This is a genomic window from uncultured Microbulbifer sp. (assembly GCF_947498635.1).
In the GTDB taxonomy this organism is placed as follows: Bacteria; Pseudomonadota; Gammaproteobacteria; order Pseudomonadales; family Cellvibrionaceae; genus Microbulbifer; species Microbulbifer echini.
This window is the reverse complement of record NZ_CANMKV010000010.1, coordinates 77,797-95,225: the sequence shown is the minus strand read 5'-3', so window position 1 is coordinate 95,225 and position 17,429 is coordinate 77,797. Positions and strand designations below refer to the sequence as shown.

Sequence of the window (17,429 nt, the reverse complement as noted above, 5' to 3'; positions counted from 1 at the left end):
ATAATTATTAAGCTGCCCTACTGCCAGCCGTCCAGCGCGGAGGTCGCCTGCTGATTCAGTGGGCGCGCCAGTAAGCCGCTGTGGCTGATACGCACCTCGTAGACTGCACCATCCTCCATCGGCAAAAACGTTGCGCTTCCGTACACAGCATCAACGAAAGGAAAGGTTTGATCGAAGCCCTGCACAAATTGCCAAATATCGACGCCATAGTTTGTACCATCAATTTGGTGTACCGAGCGTTCGCGTATCCGCTCATCTTGCAGTGTTAAGTATCGACCACTGAGGCGATCCAGGCGATACGCGGGTTTGATACCCCAGCGAGCCAGAGGCCCCTGCCATTTCAGCATACGCGCATCCAGTTGCCACTGGTCGCCGTACAATTCAAACCTTTGCGAAATACCATCCGCATCGGAAAATTTTACCTCAAACTGCTGCTCGGCAATTTTCTTGAATGACACAATGCCGACACTGTGTTCATTCGCCAGGTTTCGATAGCTGTATACATCCGCTGCAACCAATACGATCCACAGGGCCAACCCAAAGAAAACCAACCCAATAGAACCACGTAAAAAGCCCATCACCCAGGTACCGCCAAGCAATACCCTCGTCCCCCAAAAAATGAGTAATAGGGCCAATATGGCTATCAAAAAGGTAATCAAGAGATACATATTTATATTGAACTCCACACTGCTTAATCCGGATCGCCAGAAAATTTACGACGCCTGCAACTCCATAAAAGTTTGTATCAACTGCCCTGACAACGTTTGCACCGGCGGAATGGCAGGCAGAGAACGGTAATGAAACCACTGCGCCTCCTCAATCTCATTCGGGTCGGGACAGAGTTCGCCCCCCTGCCACTCAGCCAAATAACCCAACATCAACTGCCCGGGAAAGGGCCAGGGCTGACTGCCGACATAGCTTAGATTTCCCACCTCAAGCCCAACTTCTTCACGGACTTCCCGCTTCAGGGCCTGTTCGGCACTTTCTCCCGGCTCGATAAAGCCAGCCAGCGCTGTATAAGTGGTATTTCTACGGTTGGCGTGGCGCGCCAGCAGACACTCCTCCCCGCGGGTAACGAGCATAATGACGCAAGGTGAGATCCTCGGGTAGACCGTGAGCTGGCAACTTGGGCAAGACCTGGCCCTGTCGATAGAGTGGTAGTGTGTTGCCGTGCCGCAACGACCACAAAAGCGGTGATCCCGATCCCAATAGGCCACCTGTAGAGCGCGCCCAGCCAGGGCAAACAGGTGCTCCTCGGTAGAGGTCAGCAGGCTGCGCAGATTGCGCCAATCGTGGCCCTGTACATTCAGTTGCGCAGACAACACGCGAACGCCACAACTTCGCCCGCCCAGCTCACCAAGGTAATGACTGGAAATAACGACTCCGCTCGGAAGCATATTTGCTTCGTGAATGAACTGCTCCCCTACACAGAGAACCAAGCCTTGCGCCACGATAATCTGCTGGGAAAACTCTGGGGCTCCCCACACGTTTGCGGCGGGTTCAAAGCGATCTACCAAAAAAGTGACTCCTTTCTCAAACTAAGCCACCTCAACGGGACAGCCCAGGGCCGCCAGGCTCTCCACTGCCAGATTCAGGGACTGAACATCCGCTTGGCGATGCAGCTTCACCTCACCGAGATAGTATTCGAGGCTGATAATGGCATCGGCAAAAATATCCAATAACTGCTCTACCTCAGGCGCGGCATCGTGTCTATCTACTACAGTTTCGACAAAACTCAACAGGCCTTCGACAACCGCTGCGGCACGACGGAGATTGAGTACAATCAGACCGCCCCTAACTGAGTTTAGGGTGGTGGATACATTGCGGATATGGCCGTGATCAAAACCAGAATCCGCATAAGCGGCCAGGGCCCGCTTGATCAGAGCCAGCCCCGCTTCGGCTTCCTTGAGTACGGCAACTTCCGCTTCGGCCAGCTGGCTATGCTCGAACGCGATATCCGCATGACCGTATTCGTCGAGATCAATGCTGGTACTTTGCTTCAAAGCCCGCACGGTGCTATCCACCATTAATACTTGGCCGGTTAATTTCTGCAGCGCTGCGTCTGCAACAGAACCACCGGCTCCCGCTGCACTCTGATATTCGGCCACAGCATTGCGCAGGCTTTCGCCAATCCGCTTGAAGTTCAACATCTGCAATGTACCGGCAACCCTCTGCAGGGTACTGGCCAGGCCATCGTTTTCATCGATATCGGATACACCAATCATCTCGATATTATCGAGCATTCGCCGCACACCGGATAGCTCCTCATCCAGGGCGTTGGCAACAGCTGAAATTGCCGTAGCGCCAGGACCTCCGAGGCTCGTGCGCTCTCTCTCCAGTTCATCTTCAGTGTATTCAAGCGCTTCGGCAGAAAAGGCACTAAGTAGCTTTGCTCCACCCGCATTGGGCCGGGAAAGAGCCAACCAATAGATACACTCTTTCAAAAGAATTGGTGGAGCCGGCTGGTCCAAGGCGGTATCGCACTCTTTCTGCAATGCCCGCAGCCAGCGGTCAAACATACTGAAAACCATAACTCGCGAGCGACTGATGCGCATTTCACCAGCGGCCATGCCACCAAGGGCAGCACCAGCCACCACCCAGAGGCGCCCGTTGGGACGTCCAGTAGTGATACTCGCTATGCGCTCTAATGCCCGAGCCATCATTGTGAAGGCCGGGCCGCGGGGCTTGCCGCGTAACAGCGCTAACAGGCCAACCTGGTACATATGGCGAAACCTGCGGACAAAACTGCGCAAGTCCTCAGACATCACTGCCGAAGCCCCCATGCCGGGTATCGAGGCACTCAGATTACAGCGAAAAAAATGGCTCTCAGGTACAGGGGGCTGGGAACGCGCCGCGCGTAAATTATTAATAAAGGGTATTAGTAGCTCCGGGCGAGCAATCGCTCGGTTTTGCACAAAATCAAGATAGCGGCCGAGCACATAAAAGGCCGTGCCCAGAGCTTCCATCAGCTCTTCGGTCGGCTGCTGGCGCTGCTCCAGTACTTCAGTCAAAGCAGCGATCTTCTCTTGTGTCAGCAACTCACCCGCGTGGAGCTGCACCATTTGCAGGACTCCGCTCACCTGCCTGAGGGCAGCCAGACATTCCTCCAGTGACTGTTTTCGGGTGGTATCTGCTGCAAATTTGTCCAAGTGAGCGGCAGCACTATCTATTGCTACAACCAGCTCATCCTTGACCACATTGACAGAAGTGATGTTGATCTTGCGCAATTCACTTTTTGCCTGCACCACTGCATTCTTCCTGTAACCGAACAAAAAACAACCGACCCGAAGACGGGTGGGCCTAACAAACGGCAATTTATACCAATAATGGAAAGAGTCCACCTTTCCACGGACAAATTCCACCGAATATTCGACAAAAGTCCTGGCAATAATGCAACACAGCCTAAATCACTTGAATTTTCCAAAAAACTCAGTAGCGTTTGCTATTTTGATATTTGCGTCTTTTGCGCAAAAAAAGAAAAATTGGTAGTTGGGCGCTCTAATTGCCGTACTACCCCCCCCCAAGACTCCAAAATGGCCCAACGGGTAAACCATGGAAGTAAATAATGAACACCTATAACAATGCAATTACGGCTTCCGGATACGGTTTCGGCCGGGCCTTTGCAGATAATTTTCTCGGTGAGGCTCCTGATTGGTACAAATTAACCATCGCCGCCTTTCTACTACTCAATCCACTGTTGCTCTATGTGAGCGGACCGTTCATTACCGGCTGGGTGCTTATCGGTGAATTTATTTTCACTCTGGCCATGGCCTTAAAATGTTACCCACTGCAACCGGGTGGATTGATCGCTATTGAAGCAGTGCTGATGGGAATGACCAGCACCGATGCGGTCTACCACGAGGTGGTTGAGAATATCGAAGTAATATTGCTATTGATGTTCATGGTGGCCGGCATCTACTTTATGAAGAGCCTACTTCTCTTTGTATTCACCAAAATCCTGATCCATGTAAAATCCAAAAGTTTATTGTCATTGCTGTTCTGTGCCGTTTCAGCCGTACTTTCTGCGTTCTTGGATGCACTCACAGTCACGGCAGTACTCATTGCTGTCGCCGTGGGCTTTTACTCGGTCTATCACCGTGTTGCCTCACAGCAACCGCACCACCATCATGGCCACGACCACTCGAATGATGAACATGTGGTGGAATATCATCGTGAGGACCTGGACCAGTTCCGGGCCTACCTGCGCAGCCTGATTATGCACGGTGCTGTGGGTACCGCGCTCGGAGGTGTATGCACTCTGGTCGGCGAGCCACAAAACCTACTGATCGCCGAAAAAGCGGGGTGGGAATTTGTACAATTCTTCCTGCAGATGGCCCCAGTAACGATTCCCACTCTGTTTGCGGGTCTTATCACCTGTGTGTTCCTTGAAAAAACTAAAATTTTCGGTTATGGCGCCCAACTTCCCCAGGCGGTACGCGAAGTTTTATTAAACTCCTCCCGGGAGGAGGAGAGTAAGCGCACATCCGCTCACGTTGCAGAACTGTGGGTGCAGGGTATTGTGGCTCTGATGCTGGTGTTCGCTTTGGCTTTTCATGTTGCCGAAGTCGGTATTATCGGCCTGATGGTTATTGTATTGCTAACCGCTTTCAATGGCGTTGTTCAGGAAGCTCGCATTGGCCACGCCTTTGAAGAGGCACTACCCTTTACCGCTCTTTTAGTGGTGTTTTTCGCAATTGTTGCAGTCATTCACCAACAGCACCTGTTTGAACCAGTTACGCACTTCGTACTATCGCAAAAGCCCGAACAACAACCTGGGCTGCTCTTTATTGCCAATGGCATTCTGTCAATGATCAGCGACAACGTATTTGTGGCCACTGTTTATATCAACGAAATTAAGACTGCCCTTATAGCTGGCGACATTACCCGCGAGCACTTTGATAAGCTGGCCATTGCCATTAACACAGGCACCAACCTGCCTAGTGTCGCCACTCCCAATGGCCAGGCTGCCTTCTTATTTCTGCTTACTTCGGCTCTTGCCCCGCTCATCCGCCTTTCCTATGGCCGCATGGTATTAATGGCTTTGCCCTATACGCTGGTACTGAGTACAGTAGCCCTAATCTGCGTAGTCTACGCCATTTAGTGGTAAGTATTCAGGCGGGATATTATATGAATGCGCGTGTAACACGGACCCAGCAACCAGATAGGTAACTGGGATAAAGACTGAAAATTAAAAATAGCAAATCCACTAAAAAGCCCGCATCGCGGGCTTTTTAGTTTCTTTACCAGAAGTGTTTGCCGGCAGATTTCTGCAATAGCTCCAGCATGGATTGGTGCGCCTCCAGCTCCTGGGCATTAGCTTGTATTACAGCGAGGGGGGAGCGACTCTGGGAGAGCCTGCGGATTACGGTTGATGCGCCCTCCCCTTGCACCTGCTCGCCCTCATCCGAGCTTTGCCCATCACCGCCCTGGGCCAAACCCAGGTCGGTCTGGCCACCGGTCATCATCAGGTAGACGTCGGCGAGGATCTCCGCGTCTAATAGGGCGCCGTGCAAATCTCGCTGGGAGTTATCGACAAAATAGCGCTTGCACAGAGCATCCAGATTATTCTTTTGCCCCGGGTGCTTCTCCCGAGCAAGAGCCAGGGTATCCAGCACGCTGCAGTGAGCGCTCACACTTTGCCAGCGAGGATTACCTAACCGCTTTAATTCAGCATTGATAAAGCCAACATCAAACGGCGCATTGTGGATGACGAGTTCAGCCCCTTCACAAAAGGCCATAAATTCATCGGCGATCTGGGCAAAAAGAGGCTTATCTGTGAGGAATTCATTCGTGATTCCATGAACTTCAATAGCACCATCATCCACTTGCCGCTGCGGATTGATATATTGATGATAGTGGCGCCCGGTAAGCTTACGGTTTTCAAGCTCTACACAACCAATCTCAATGATCCGATGACCACTCTTGGGGTCAAGGCCGGTAGTTTCAGTATCCAGTACAACCTGGCGCATAGTTCACCCCTCAGAATTACAACTCATCCAGACCGCGATTAGCCAGCTGATCGGCCCTTTCATTGCCGGGGTGCCCAGCATGGCCCTTCACCCAGTGCCACTCCACTTGGTGTCGTGCAACGCCTTCATCTAACTGACGCCAGAGATCGGCATTCTTAACCGGCTTTTTACTTGCCGTCTTCCAGCCATTCTTCTTCCAGTTGTTGATCCAGCCGGTAATACCCTGCCTCAGATATTGAGAATCGGTATGCAGATCAATTTGGCAGGGCTGCTTGAGAGCTTCCAATGCTTTGATAGCAGCCATCAGTTCCATACGATTATTTGTCGTGTGGGACTCCCCACCGCACAACTCTTTCTCGATATCACCGTAAACCAACAAAGCTCCCCAGCCTCCTGGTCCCGGATTTCCACGACAGGCACCGTCGGTATAGATAGTAATTTGTTTCAAAATCAACGCCAAAATTGCAGCAAAGCGACCTTTGAGGATTTTCTCCAAGGCTAGCGCTTCTGGTGTTTCCCCCGCGCGGCAACACGCGGACTTGTCGGCGTGGCCACCAGGGCGGGCTTCCGCTCAGTGCGCCAATCGATTTTGATTGCACGTACTCGAGACACTTCTTTGCGCGCGACTATGATGTAAAACCCCCCCCAAGGCAAGCCCAGGCGGGTAGCCAGGCGCTCCATCCAGACTGTTTTGGCAAGAACCTCACGCTGCTGTATGGGCAGACGAAAAAAACCCCGGTGCACCTGCTCAGCCTGAAGATCCAATAAGTTCATCCAGTCCGCCACCCTGGCTGCACGCAGTTGATTACCCTTTTGGTAAGCGCCGCGAGAGAACAGTAAGCGGGAAAGACCAAGTAATGAGAAAGGGTTGAACCCCACCAGCAACATGTGACCACCAGGTATTAAAACCCGAGCAGCCTCCCGCAATACCTGGTGAGGTTGAGAGGAAAAATCCAACAAATGATGCAGAAAAACTACATCAATCGACTCTGAGGGGAGAGGCAATTGCTCCAACTCCACAAGAGCCCCCCCACGTTGCTCGGCACAAACTGCCAAGCGAAAACAGTGATTGATACGACTAGAGGCGGTAAAATCCACAGCATCGGTAACACCTGCCTGTAACAGGTGATAACCAAAGAAGCCCTCGAGGAGAGGCTGTACCAGAGTCAGCTGTTGCGAAAGAATCTCTTGCCCCAAGCGGCTTGAAAACCAGTGAGACATCGCCGGGCAGGCTTTGGCCAGTAACGATTTCTCTATCGGCTCTCGAGATCTAGACTTATCAGTCATCAACTCTCCTTAAAAAACCCACACTTATCCGGTCGGTAAGCCCCACGCCCAAACTACACCAAACTCTCGCCGAGCCAAACAGTCTAACACCGAGCCCACCCACCTCCCCATTACTAAGTAGGGAGATATTGCACCCTGGTTAGCGCCTTGCCGCACACCACCTTCTAACTTCCATGATATGGTTTCAAAATTGAGTTGGCAGGTAGGACTAATATGCTATCCATAACCCCCATTCCCGCATTGAATGACAACTATATCTGGCACCTTGAGAAGGATAATCAACACTGGGTTGTCGATCCAGGAGAAGCCGAACCCGTAATCAAAGCGCTCAATGGAGCGCCGCTTAGCGGTATATTGATCACTCACCACCACTATGACCATACCGGTGGTATCAAAGCACTACATAAGCAATACCAATGCCCAGTGTTCGGCCCAAAATCGATCAAGGGTGTCACAAACCCTATTGCCGGAGGAGATCATTTTTCGCTACTGGGGCTAGCGCTTGAAGTCTGGGACATACCCGGCCATACCCTGGATCATTTGGCTATTATTCTCACTGAGGAATCCTCCGGGGGACGCTCACAACCACACCTCTTTTGTGGCGACACACTTTTTGCCGCAGGCTGTGGTCGTTTATTTGAGGGCTCACCCAAGCAAATGTATGACTCTCTTCAAAAACTGACCTCTCTCCCCCAAGGTGCACGCGTTTATTGTGCGCATGAATATACCCTGGGCAACCTCCATTTTGCCCACACCATAGAGCCCGGCAACAGCGTAACCAGCAAACGGCTGGCCGACAGTCAAGTACTGCGGCAAGCCGGCAAGCCCACTTTGCCATCAACAATCGCTGAAGAAATCGCAACAAACCCTTTCCTACGCTGCCATATACCTGAGGTTGCCCAAAGCGGCGCCAAGCACTTGGGGCAAGACAGCTCCAAACAACTCGATGAAGTAGAAATATTTGCCAGCCTCCGCGACTGGAAGGATCACTTTTAAGCGAGAGCATGAAGGACGTCATTATTCCGGTAATTTTTCATTCAACTTAAAAAACTGTCTGTTTTTTATCCATTCGCGTTGACCGAAACTATTTCCGCTAATTAGAATCAGAAGGCTATGATCCAATGCTCAGTGTTAGCAGATAATAAGCGCCTCCGCGCGACCTGAGCGGGAATTACAAGAATTACTCGCGGATACCAAACATGGTTCACAAGAATTTTGCCGCCGCATTGTTGGCTGCTACGGTTGGGGCTTGCTCGCAATTGCCAGAAACGGGCTCATCGCCCGATAGCGAAAACCCCCAGATACAAGAAACCACTGCTGCGAACAACCTTGCGACTCCCGCTCCCAAGTCGGCGGACGAAGCCCTGCCCCCCACAGATATCTGGGAGCGCCTGCGCCGAGGGTTTCACCTCAATCACCGCGTTGAGAATCCCAAGGTAAAGGATTACATCGCCTATTTTTCCCGCAATGAAGGCTATATGTCGCGGGTTACTGAACGATCGCGCCGCTATATCTTCCATGTTGCCGAAGAGCTAGAGCAAGCCAATATGCCTCTCGAGCTGGCTCTGCTGCCAATTGTGGAAAGCGCATACGACCCCTTTGCCTACTCCCATGCCCAGGCCTCCGGAATGTGGCAATTCATCCCAGCGACCGGGCGGTCTTTCGGCCTGCAACAAAACTGGTGGTACGATGGCCGCCGCGATGTACACGAATCAACCCGCGCTGCTGTTAAGTACTTTAATTACCTCTTCAAGCGTTTTGATAGCGACTGGGAGCTTGCCCTTGCGGCCTACAATGCTGGTGAAGGAACGGTGCGACGCGCAATGGAACGCAACCGTCGTCGAGGGCTGGGAACGACTTTTTGGGACATCAAATTACCGCGAGAAACCAAGCGCTATGTGCCGCAGCTTCTGGCTCTTGCGGAAGTAGTGTCCCGCCCAGACCATTACAAAGTGCCCTTGCACGATGTCGCCAACGAGCCCTACTACACGCGTGTAAATGTCGGTAGTCAGATTGACTTGGCTCAAGCCGCAGAACTTGCCCAAATCGAATTGGATGAACTCTACTTACTCAACCCGGGCTTCAATCGTTGGGCAACAGACCCCAATGGCAATCACCACTTACTCATCCCTGTAGATAGTCAGGAGCGCTTTGAGGGCGCCCTCAAAGACCTACCGGTAGACCAGAGGGTGACCTGGGAGCGCTACACCATTGCGCGAGGCGATTCCCTTTCGACAATCGCACGGCGATACCAAACCACGATCACCGCCATCCGCGAAGCCAACCGATTGCGCAGTAATAATATCCGTGCCGGCAAGACGCTATTAATCCCCAGCGCCTCCGGCCCCACAGGACAGTATGCATACACCGTCGATCAGAGAGTCAAGCAGCGTCAAGCCTCAGGGAAAGGGCAAAAATCAAGTTATACTATCCAGCCCGGCGATAGTCTTTGGGCGATATCTCGCAAGCTAAAAGTCAGTGTCAAAGAGCTCGCACGCTGGAACAGTATGGCTCCTGGCGATACCTTGCGACCCGGCCGAACTCTGGTTGCCTACAGCGACACCACAAATGGCAGTAACCGCACCACACGAAAACTCTCCTATAGAGTGAGAAATGGAGACTCCCTCTACCGAATCGCTACTAAGTTCAGCGTAAAAATTGATGATATTTTACGCTGGAACAAAATCACTAAATCAAAATACCTACAGCCGGGCCAACGCTTAACTCTGTTCGTCAATAGCGCCCATAACAGCTGATTCCCTCAGAGCTTGCCCCACTCTGGGGCGACCAAAATAAAAAAACCCGGCTTATGCCGGGTTTTTTTTACTCTGAACAAGCTCAAGCTACTCGTCCGGGGAGCTCAGTTCCACGCTAGCCTGATCGGACAGGTAGCGGCGGATTGCGGCAAGCTCAGCGCCGCCATTAACAGAGGCTAACTGCTGCATCAGTGCCAGGCGTTGTTCTTTACTCTGCTGGGAAAGATCACCGGGACGTACATCGCGCAAAGCGAGAACCACCTGATTTCCACTGCTGAGAGCAAACACCGCAAGCTCTTCGGAACCAGAAGCAGGCGCCGGTAAAGAGAATGCTTTGCCATTGATCTCTGCGCGTTCGCCAAAACCTCCCCGGCGCGTCTTCTCGCTAGACTCCAGGGTGAGGTCCTGCTCTTTGGCCAACTCAGCAAAATCGCCACCCGACGCCAGCTTCTGCCTCAGAGTTTCGGCCTGTTTAGCCAGCTGTTCACTAGCCTTGTCGCGCTTCAGGCCCGCAACAATCTGTTCACGCACCTCTTCCAGCGGGTAGATCCCGGCAGGCTTGGATTCAGTGACACGCAATACAACGGAGTGCTCATTATTGAGATTCAGAACATCGGAAGTGTTGCCATCTTCCATAACCTCAGGAGAGAAAGCCGCCTCAACTACCTGACCATTTGCCAAAACACCACTACCTTCTTGACGAGAAAAAAGGCCACTGGTTTGTAGAGGTACGCCAAGCTCTTCGGCCGGGCCCGCAAGACTGTCAGCATTGTATGCCAGGTCAGCCAGACGGCTCAGGGAGTCGACAAATTCCCTCTCCGCAGCTGCTGAGCGCAACTGCTTTTCGATTGCACTCTTACGCTCTTCGAAAGTGGGAGGCTCACTCTCCTCCACCTCCAGCAACTTGATCAAGTGGGTACCGCTATCGGTCGTAACCGGCCCTGAAACCTGACCAACTTCCAAAGTGGCAAGAGCCTCTTCGAAGGCCTGAGGGAAAACATCGCCGGTAGTAAAACCTAGATCGCCTCCCTCCTCGCGGGAACCGATATCTTCAGAGTAACTCTTGGCCAGCTCAGCGAAGTCCTCACCAGCACTCAGTTTTGCCTGGATTTCTTCTAACTTTGCCTGATCTGCGTCCTCCAGCAAGATATGCGCAGCACGGCGACGAAGGTCAGAACCGAAACTGGCCCGCTCTTGGTCATACTGGGCGCGGATATCATCTTCAGAGACATCGATATTGGAGGCAAAAATTTCTGGGGTTAGCTCGATATACTCAACGGCCACCTGTTCAGGTCGCTGGTACTGGCTTTGGTTTTCTTGATAGTACTGCTCAACTTCAGCGTCGCTGACTTCAGTGGAGGCCAGTAATTCCTGCACGGGTAACACCACGTAAGTGAAATCGCGCTCCTCCATTGATGCAGCCACCACCTGCTCGGCATCCACCTTGGTGGTGAAGGCACTCGCGGTGACACCGTCAGCATATTGTTGCAGGGTAAGGTCACCCTCAACAATTTGCGGGAAACTGGCTGTGCTATAGCCCATGCGGCGTAAAGCATCACGGTATAACTGAGTATCAAAGGTCCCATTTACCTGGAAAGCCGGAATATCGGTTATGGCCTTATTGACCGCCGCCGTGCTCATGACCATTCCGCTTTCCTGGGCGGCCTGGCGCATGACGGATGTGGAAATCAACTGGCGTAACACCGGTTCACGCAGCTGTTCGTCACTGATCAGATCCGCCGGAACATTTTCACCGTATTGGTTCATGATCATACTGCGGCGGTTTTGAATGGCCCGCTGCAAATCCATATTGGTGATTTTTTCACCATTAACCTCGGCAACCGCATCAGCGGCACCACCACTGGCCCCGGAGAAAAAGTCGATTCCTCCAATCACCATAATGAACCCAAAGAACGCCGCAACAATAATTGCAGCTGTTCCCTTCAGATTATCGCGCATGGACTGAAGCATGCTCAGCTCCGAAATTTGACTCTAGTTATTCAACTGTGCAGATACAAAAAAGGCGCATCCAAATTGATACGCCTCTTTGTAACTTCGATTTTTTACAAGGTCTCGAAGTTCACCGAAACTTAGTTTACGGCGTCTTTCAGGGCTTTACCGGCCTTGAAGTTGGGAATTTTTGCCGCGGCAATCTCAATCGGATCACCAGTGCGCGGGTTGCGGCCAGTGCGGGCTGCACGCTCTTTCACAGCAAAAGTACCAAAGCCCACCAAGGCAACCTGATCGCCTTTTTTAAGCGCATCAGTAATGCTGTCAACCATTGCGTCCAAAGCACGGCCAGCTGCAGCTTTAGGAATATCTGCAGACTCGGCAATTGCTTCAATCAGTTCGGACTTATTCACGCTTAATCCCTCTGTTCTTTTAAATATGTTCAGGGCATACCCTCAGGCAAGGTATCCCTATTAGTAACTTTCTAACCACCGACAATTTTAGCGCCGGCCAATAAGGCCCGTTTTATACCAACTGCCCGGTAACGGGTCAAGGAACCATGCGGGTTTCCGGCCAGTGGAACAAAGCCCAGGCAACAAAAATCAATTTAGTGGTTAGGTTTTGGTCTTGTAAATTGTTACGGGGCGACAATAGCCGCCCCAAATGGATTAGTGAGTCTGGATAGATCTTTGCGAGCGCTCTTCCGCTTTCTTTTGCAAGGCGGAATATTCCTCATCAGAAAGAGACTCAGGCTTGTGTTCAAGCGCCAACTCGAGCACCTGATCAATCCATTTCACTGGTTTTACTACCAGGTCCTGAAGAATATTGTCAGGAATATCCTTCAGGTCCCGCTCGTTATCCGCAGGGATCAGCACAGTTTTAATACCGCCCCGATGCGCTGCCAATAACTTCTCTTTGAGACCGCCAATCCGTAAAACCTCTCCGCGCAAAGTGATTTCTCCGGTCATTGCCACATCGGAACGCACCGGGATATCGGTAAGAACGGAAACCAGTGCCGTACACATAGCTATACCCGCTGATGGACCATCTTTTGGCGTGGCACCCTCGGGAACATGGATATGTATATCTCGCGTCTCGTGGAAATCCGGCCCGATACCGAGGGCCTGGGAGCGCGAGCGCACCACCGTCAAAGCGGCCTGGATCGACTCCTGCATCACATCACCGAGAGACCCGGTTTTGATCATACGACCCTTGCCTGGCACCGCAGAAGCCTCAATATTGAGAAGCTCTCCGCCAACCTCAGTCCAGGCAAGACCGGTAACAATCCCTATTTTGTTTTCTTCCTCTGCGCGGCCGAAGTCGAATTTTCGCACGCCCAACAGCTCTTCTAACTGATCAGGCTTAACGATTGCTTTTTCGTCCGATGGATTTCGCACATGTTCGGTGACGATCTTACGACAAACCTTGGCAATTTCCCTATCCAAACCACGAACACCAGCCTCGCGGGTATAGTAGCGAACGATGTCTCGAATAGTCTGATCAGACAGTTCCAGCTCATTCTCTTTCAAGCCGTTAGCCTTGCGCTGCTTGGGCACCAAGTAACGCTGGGCAATATTGAGCTTCTCGTCCTCGGTATAACCGGGGATACGGATAACCTCCATGCGATCCAGGAGAGGACCGGGGATATTCATGGAGTTCGAGGTACATACGAACATCACATCAGATAGGTCGTAATCCACCTCCAGGTAATGGTCGTTAAATGTCTTGTTCTGTTCCGGGTCCAAGACTTCCAGCAGGGCGGACGCGGGATCCCCGCGCTGATCCATACCCATTTTGTCGACCTCATCAAGTAGGAAAAGGGGGTTTTTGACCCCAACCTTAGAGATCTTTTGAACCAGCTTACCGGGCAGAGAACCTATATAGGTGCGGCGATGCCCGCGGATTTCTGCTTCATCGCGAACCCCGCCGAGTGCCATGCGCACATACTGGCGATTGGTCGCACGAGCAATGGACTGCCCGAGTGAGGTCTTACCCACCCCAGGCGGCCCAACCAAACACAGGATCGGCCCTTTAACTTTTTTCACGCGCTTTTGCACAGCCAGATACTCGAGGATCCGCTCCTTCACTTCATCAAGGCCATAGTGTTCCTTTTCGAGGATCTCCTCGGCCTTTTTCAGGTCGTGTCGTACACGGCTGGCCTTTTTCCAAGGGAGGCTCAGCATCCAGTCGATATAGCTGCGCAGTACCGATGCTTCAGCAGACATCGGGGACATCATCTTCAACTTACCCAGCTCAGCGCGGGTTTTCTTCTCAGCCTCAGCCGACATCCCAGATTCGGCGATTTTGTTCTCAAGCTCTTCAATTTCATTGGGTTCTTCGGTGATTTCGCCCAACTCTTTCTGAATCGCCTTCATCTGTTCATTGAGGTAATACTCGCGCTGGCTTTTCTCCATCTGCTTCTTCACGCGGCCGCGAATGCGCTTCTCGACCTGAATCAGATCGATTTCGGAGTCCATCAGGCCCAGCAGGTGCTCCAGGCGCTCTTTGACATTGGAGGTCTCTAAAAGCTCTTGCTTTTGCGCCAACTCAAGTGACATATGGGCAGAGATAGTATCTGCCAATCGTCCCGGCTCATCGATACCCGACAAAGAGGTAATAACCTCATTCGGCACCTTTTTACTGACGGAGACATATTGCTCAAACTGGGTCATCACCGAGCGGACCAGGGCCTCTGTCTCACCTTCTGGGAGCTCTATAGTCTCCATAGGCTCAACACTGGCTTCAAAGTGATTATCACGCTCAGCAACATCGAGGATATTGACCCTCTCCCCCCCTTCTACTAGTACTTTAACGGTACCGTCCGGAAGTTTAAGAAGCTGCAGAACACTGGCAATCGTGCCAACGCGATAGATGTCTTCGGCACCAGGATCATCTTCTGATGCTTTTCTCTGGGCCACGAGTAACACTTGCTTATCCCGGCGCATGGCCTCTTCCAGAGCCTCAATGGATTTTTCCCTGCCGACAAACAGCGGAATCACCATATGGGGGTAAACAACAACATCGCGCAATGGCAATAACGGATATTCAAGCTTGGTGTCGGGTGACTGATCCATAGAACTCCTCTCGGCCCTATCACTGGGTATTTGGCGCGGCATCATGCTGCTGTTGAAATTGACAGCTTAATTTGGGCCACCGCCCTTCAGTTGCTAGAGATGGGGGGGGAGAGCCCGGAATACAAGTCTAATCTCGCGACCAATTTGTGCCGACTTCAACTGAGCACTCGGTAGACGTTAATGCCTCTACGGGCCAATTTGGCAGGATATCCGCTCTTTTAATTAAAAAACGGCATAAAAAAAGCCCCGGTTATGGGGCTTTCTTGAGTGAAGAGCAGCTACTCTTCAGGCGCAGCCTTTTGTGGCTGACTTTCACTTTCGTAAACAAGTAACGGGGCGGACTCTCCCTTGATCACAGCCTCATCAATAACAACTTTGGCAACATCATCAGAAGATGGAATGTCATACATCGTCTCCAGCAGCACCGACTCCATAATGGAGCGGAGCCCTCGGGCACCCGTCTTACGTTCCATCGCTTTCGTCGCTACGGCATCCAGGGCATCTGGACGGAAATCCAGCTCTACATCTTCCATCTCGAAGAGCTTCGCATACTGCTTGGTCAAGGCGTTGCGCGGCTCGGTGAGAATTTGCACCAGAGCTTCGCGATCGAGCTCTTCCAATGTCGCCGTAACCGGCAGGCGTCCAACGAACTCAGGTATCAGGCCGTAGCGGACCAAATCTTCGGGTTCCAGCTCGCGGAGAACCTCTCCGAAATTACTAGTAGCGTCCTTAGACTTCACCTCAGCACTAAAGCCGATGCCACCCTTCTCTGAGCGATCTCGGATGACCTTATCCAAACCGGCAAAGGCACCACCACAGATAAACAGAATGTTCGATGTATCCACCTGCAGGAATTCCTGCTGCGGATGCTTACGTCCGCCTTGAGGGGGAACAGAAGCGACGGTGCCTTCGATCAATTTCAGCAACGCCTGCTGTACACCCTCACCGGAAACATCCCGAGTGATAGAGGGGTTGTCAGATTTGCGTGAGATCTTGTCAATCTCATCGATGTAGACAATACCCTGCTGGGCTTTCTCGACATCATAGTCACACTTCTGCAGCAGCTTCTGAATGATATTCTCGACATCCTCACCAACATAACCAGCCTCGGTAAGGGTGGTAGCATCGGCGATGGTAAAAGGCACATTGAGCAGCCGTGCCAGGGTTTCAGCCAGCAGGGTTTTACCGCTACCGGTTGGCCCTACCAAAAGGATGTTGGACTTGCTGAGCTCGACCTCATCCTTACCTTTTACGCCAGCCTTACTGCGCAGACGCTTATAGTGGTTATATACCGCAACGGCCAGCACACGCTTGGCCCCCTCCTGACCAATCACATACTGATCGAGGATCTCAGTTATTTCGCGTGGTGTGGGCAGACGCCCTTCCGGGCCCTCCGCAGTCTCCTGGACCTCTTCGCGAATGATATCGGTACAGAGCTCGACACACTCATCGCAGATAAAGACTGACGGCCCAGCGATTAACTTCCGCACTTCCTGCTGGCTTTTGCCGCAGAAAGAGCAGTACAGCAACTTGCCGCTGTCTTCTCCGCTGCTTTTGTCGGTCATCAAAATACTCCGTGGTCACTGGCCTACCAGGGCCTTCAATTCAGCTATTACAGCAAGATGCTGCCTTTTGGCGTATTTTTCAAGCCCCCTTTGCCTGAGAAATCACATACAGGGAGCCTGGAATTCGATCTGGACGCCATCAGCAAATTATTTTCGTTGATTTGCTTACTTTTCCATCGCTTGGCGTCTGGAGAGCACATCATCTACCAAACCATACTCCTTGGCCTCATCGGCACTCAGGAAATGATCTCGCTCGGTATCTCTCTCAATATCACTGACCGGTCGACCAGAGTGATGGGCCATCAGCTCATTCAAACGATGGCGAATCTTAAGAATTTCCTGCGCCTGGATATGAATATCACTAGCCTGTCCTTGGGCGCCACCACTGGGTTGATGGATCATTACCCGAGAATTAGGGGTAGCAAAACGCTTTCCAGGTGCACCAGAGGTCAGCAAAAAAGCCCCCATGCTGCAGGCCTGACCGATACACATAGTGCTCACGTCCGGCTTGATAAACTGCATGGTGTCATAAATAGACATACCCGCCGTAACCGAGCCCCCAGGGGAGTTGATGTACAGGTGGATATCCTTATCGGGGTTCTCCGCTTCGAGGAACAACAACTGGGCAACCACCAAGTTGGCCATGTGGTCTTCGACTGGTCCAACCAGAAAAATAACCCGTTCTTTTAATAGACGGGAATAAATGTCAAAAGAGCGCTCACCCCTGGCAGTTTGCTCTACCACCATGGGCACCAAACCAGTGGCTGAAGGGTCGATCGAGGCTAGAGGATTATCAATTCGTGCCATAGGTACCATTGCTTCCTTTTG

General features: G+C 52.0%; 14 protein-coding genes. 3 read left to right on the top strand and 11 right to left on the bottom strand.

Annotated elements, in window-relative coordinates:
* Positions 1 to 17: 17 nt before the first annotated feature.
* Genes Q1A69_RS07340 through Q1A69_RS07330 form a run of 3 tightly spaced genes read right to left on the bottom strand, consistent with a single transcriptional unit; the run spans position 18 to position 3,248 of the window.
* Entirely contained in the window at positions 18 to 668 is a 651-nt protein-coding gene (locus Q1A69_RS07340; protein ID WP_299583343.1) for a cation/multidrug efflux pump, read from the bottom strand.
* Between the two features lie 45 nt (positions 669 to 713).
* Positions 714 to 1,517 (bottom strand): NAD(+) diphosphatase, encoded by an 804-nt coding sequence (gene nudC, locus Q1A69_RS07335; protein ID WP_299583341.1) that lies wholly within the window; start codon positions 1,515 to 1,517, stop codon positions 714 to 716.
* A 21-nt stretch (positions 1,518 to 1,538) separates the two neighbouring features.
* Positions 1,539 to 3,248, bottom strand: coding sequence for a hypothetical protein (locus Q1A69_RS07330; RefSeq protein WP_299583339.1), 1,710 nt, complete (start codon positions 3,246 to 3,248; stop codon positions 1,539 to 1,541).
* Between the two features lie 317 nt (positions 3,249 to 3,565).
* On the opposite strand from Q1A69_RS07330, the gene nhaB reads away from it, so the two are divergent.
* On the top strand, positions 3,566 to 5,101 hold the full coding sequence (gene nhaB, locus Q1A69_RS07325) for a sodium/proton antiporter NhaB (protein ID WP_299583336.1): 1,536 nt from the start codon (positions 3,566 to 3,568) through the stop codon (positions 5,099 to 5,101).
* 139 nt (positions 5,102 to 5,240) lie between these two features.
* Here nhaB and dnaQ read toward each other — a convergent pair whose 3' ends face one another.
* From dnaQ to Q1A69_RS07310, 3 genes are read right to left on the bottom strand one after another with little or no spacing between them, the layout of a single operon-like run.
* On the bottom strand, positions 5,241 to 5,969 hold the full coding sequence (dnaQ, locus tag Q1A69_RS07320; RefSeq protein ID WP_299583333.1) for a DNA polymerase III subunit epsilon: 729 nt from the start codon (positions 5,967 to 5,969) through the stop codon (positions 5,241 to 5,243).
* 16 nt (positions 5,970 to 5,985) lie between these two features.
* Positions 5,986 to 6,417: a ribonuclease HI gene (gene rnhA, locus Q1A69_RS07315; RefSeq protein WP_366525559.1), complete on the bottom strand. Its 432-nt coding sequence runs from the start codon at positions 6,415 to 6,417 to the stop codon at positions 5,986 to 5,988.
* 50 nt (positions 6,418 to 6,467) lie between these two features.
* Positions 6,468 to 7,256, bottom strand: a complete 789-nt coding sequence (locus Q1A69_RS07310; protein WP_299583330.1) for a class I SAM-dependent methyltransferase — start codon at positions 7,254 to 7,256, stop codon at positions 6,468 to 6,470.
* A gap of 213 nt (positions 7,257 to 7,469) precedes the next feature.
* Between Q1A69_RS07310 and gloB the strand changes: the two genes are divergently transcribed.
* Together gloB and Q1A69_RS07300 are read left to right on the top strand one after the other, a co-directional pair.
* On the top strand, positions 7,470 to 8,252 hold the full coding sequence (gloB, locus tag Q1A69_RS07305; RefSeq protein ID WP_299583327.1) for a hydroxyacylglutathione hydrolase: 783 nt from the start codon (positions 7,470 to 7,472) through the stop codon (positions 8,250 to 8,252).
* A 203-nt stretch (positions 8,253 to 8,455) separates the two neighbouring features.
* Positions 8,456 to 10,012, top strand: a complete 1,557-nt coding sequence (locus tag Q1A69_RS07300) for a LysM peptidoglycan-binding domain-containing protein (protein WP_299583324.1) — start codon at positions 8,456 to 8,458, stop codon at positions 10,010 to 10,012.
* An 87-nt stretch (positions 10,013 to 10,099) separates the two neighbouring features.
* On the opposite strand, the gene Q1A69_RS07295 is transcribed toward Q1A69_RS07300, so the two are convergent.
* From Q1A69_RS07295 to clpP, 5 genes are all read right to left on the bottom strand, one after another.
* Positions 10,100 to 11,983, bottom strand: coding sequence for a SurA N-terminal domain-containing protein (locus Q1A69_RS07295; protein WP_299583321.1), 1,884 nt, complete (start codon positions 11,981 to 11,983; stop codon positions 10,100 to 10,102).
* A gap of 119 nt (positions 11,984 to 12,102) precedes the next feature.
* Positions 12,103 to 12,375, bottom strand: coding sequence for an HU family DNA-binding protein (locus Q1A69_RS07290; protein ID WP_067086576.1), 273 nt, complete (start codon positions 12,373 to 12,375; stop codon positions 12,103 to 12,105).
* 255 nt (positions 12,376 to 12,630) lie between these two features.
* Positions 12,631 to 15,036 carry an endopeptidase La gene (lon, locus tag Q1A69_RS07285; RefSeq protein ID WP_299583318.1) on the bottom strand — a complete coding sequence of 802 codons (2,406 nt, stop codon included), beginning with the start codon at positions 15,034 to 15,036 and terminating at the stop codon, positions 12,631 to 12,633.
* 278 nt (positions 15,037 to 15,314) lie between these two features.
* On the bottom strand, positions 15,315 to 16,601 hold the full coding sequence (gene clpX / locus Q1A69_RS07280) for an ATP-dependent Clp protease ATP-binding subunit ClpX (protein ID WP_299583315.1): 1,287 nt from the start codon (positions 16,599 to 16,601) through the stop codon (positions 15,315 to 15,317).
* Positions 16,602 to 16,766: 165 nt separating this feature from the next.
* Positions 16,767 to 17,408, bottom strand: coding sequence for an ATP-dependent Clp endopeptidase proteolytic subunit ClpP (gene clpP / locus Q1A69_RS07275; RefSeq protein ID WP_299583312.1), 642 nt, complete (start codon positions 17,406 to 17,408; stop codon positions 16,767 to 16,769).
* Between the last annotated feature and the right edge of the window lie 21 nt (positions 17,409 to 17,429).

Bases quoted from the DNA above. Each gene is read 5' to 3' on its own strand.
- Q1A69_RS07340 (WP_299583343.1), bottom strand. From the start codon at position 668: ATGTATCTCTTGATTACCTTTTTGATAGCCATATTGGCCCTATTACTC.
- nhaB (WP_299583336.1), top strand. From the start codon at position 3,566: ATGAACACCTATAACAATGCAATTACGGCTTCCGGATACGGTTTCGGC.
- dnaQ (WP_299583333.1), bottom strand. From the start codon at position 5,969: ATGCGCCAGGTTGTACTGGATACTGAAACTACCGGCCTTGACCCCAAG.
- Q1A69_RS07310 (WP_299583330.1), bottom strand. From the start codon at position 7,256: ATGACTGATAAGTCTAGATCTCGAGAGCCGATAGAGAAATCGTTACTG.
- gloB (WP_299583327.1), top strand. From the start codon at position 7,470: ATGCTATCCATAACCCCCATTCCCGCATTGAATGACAACTATATCTGG.
- Q1A69_RS07300 (WP_299583324.1), top strand. From the start codon at position 8,456: ATGGTTCACAAGAATTTTGCCGCCGCATTGTTGGCTGCTACGGTTGGG.
- Q1A69_RS07295 (WP_299583321.1), bottom strand. From the start codon at position 11,983: ATGCTTCAGTCCATGCGCGATAATCTGAAGGGAACAGCTGCAATTATT.
- lon (WP_299583318.1), bottom strand. From the start codon at position 15,036: ATGGATCAGTCACCCGACACCAAGCTTGAATATCCGTTATTGCCATTG.
- clpX (WP_299583315.1), bottom strand. From the start codon at position 16,601: ATGACCGACAAAAGCAGCGGAGAAGACAGCGGCAAGTTGCTGTACTGC.
- clpP (WP_299583312.1), bottom strand. From the start codon at position 17,408: ATGGCACGAATTGATAATCCTCTAGCCTCGATCGACCCTTCAGCCACT.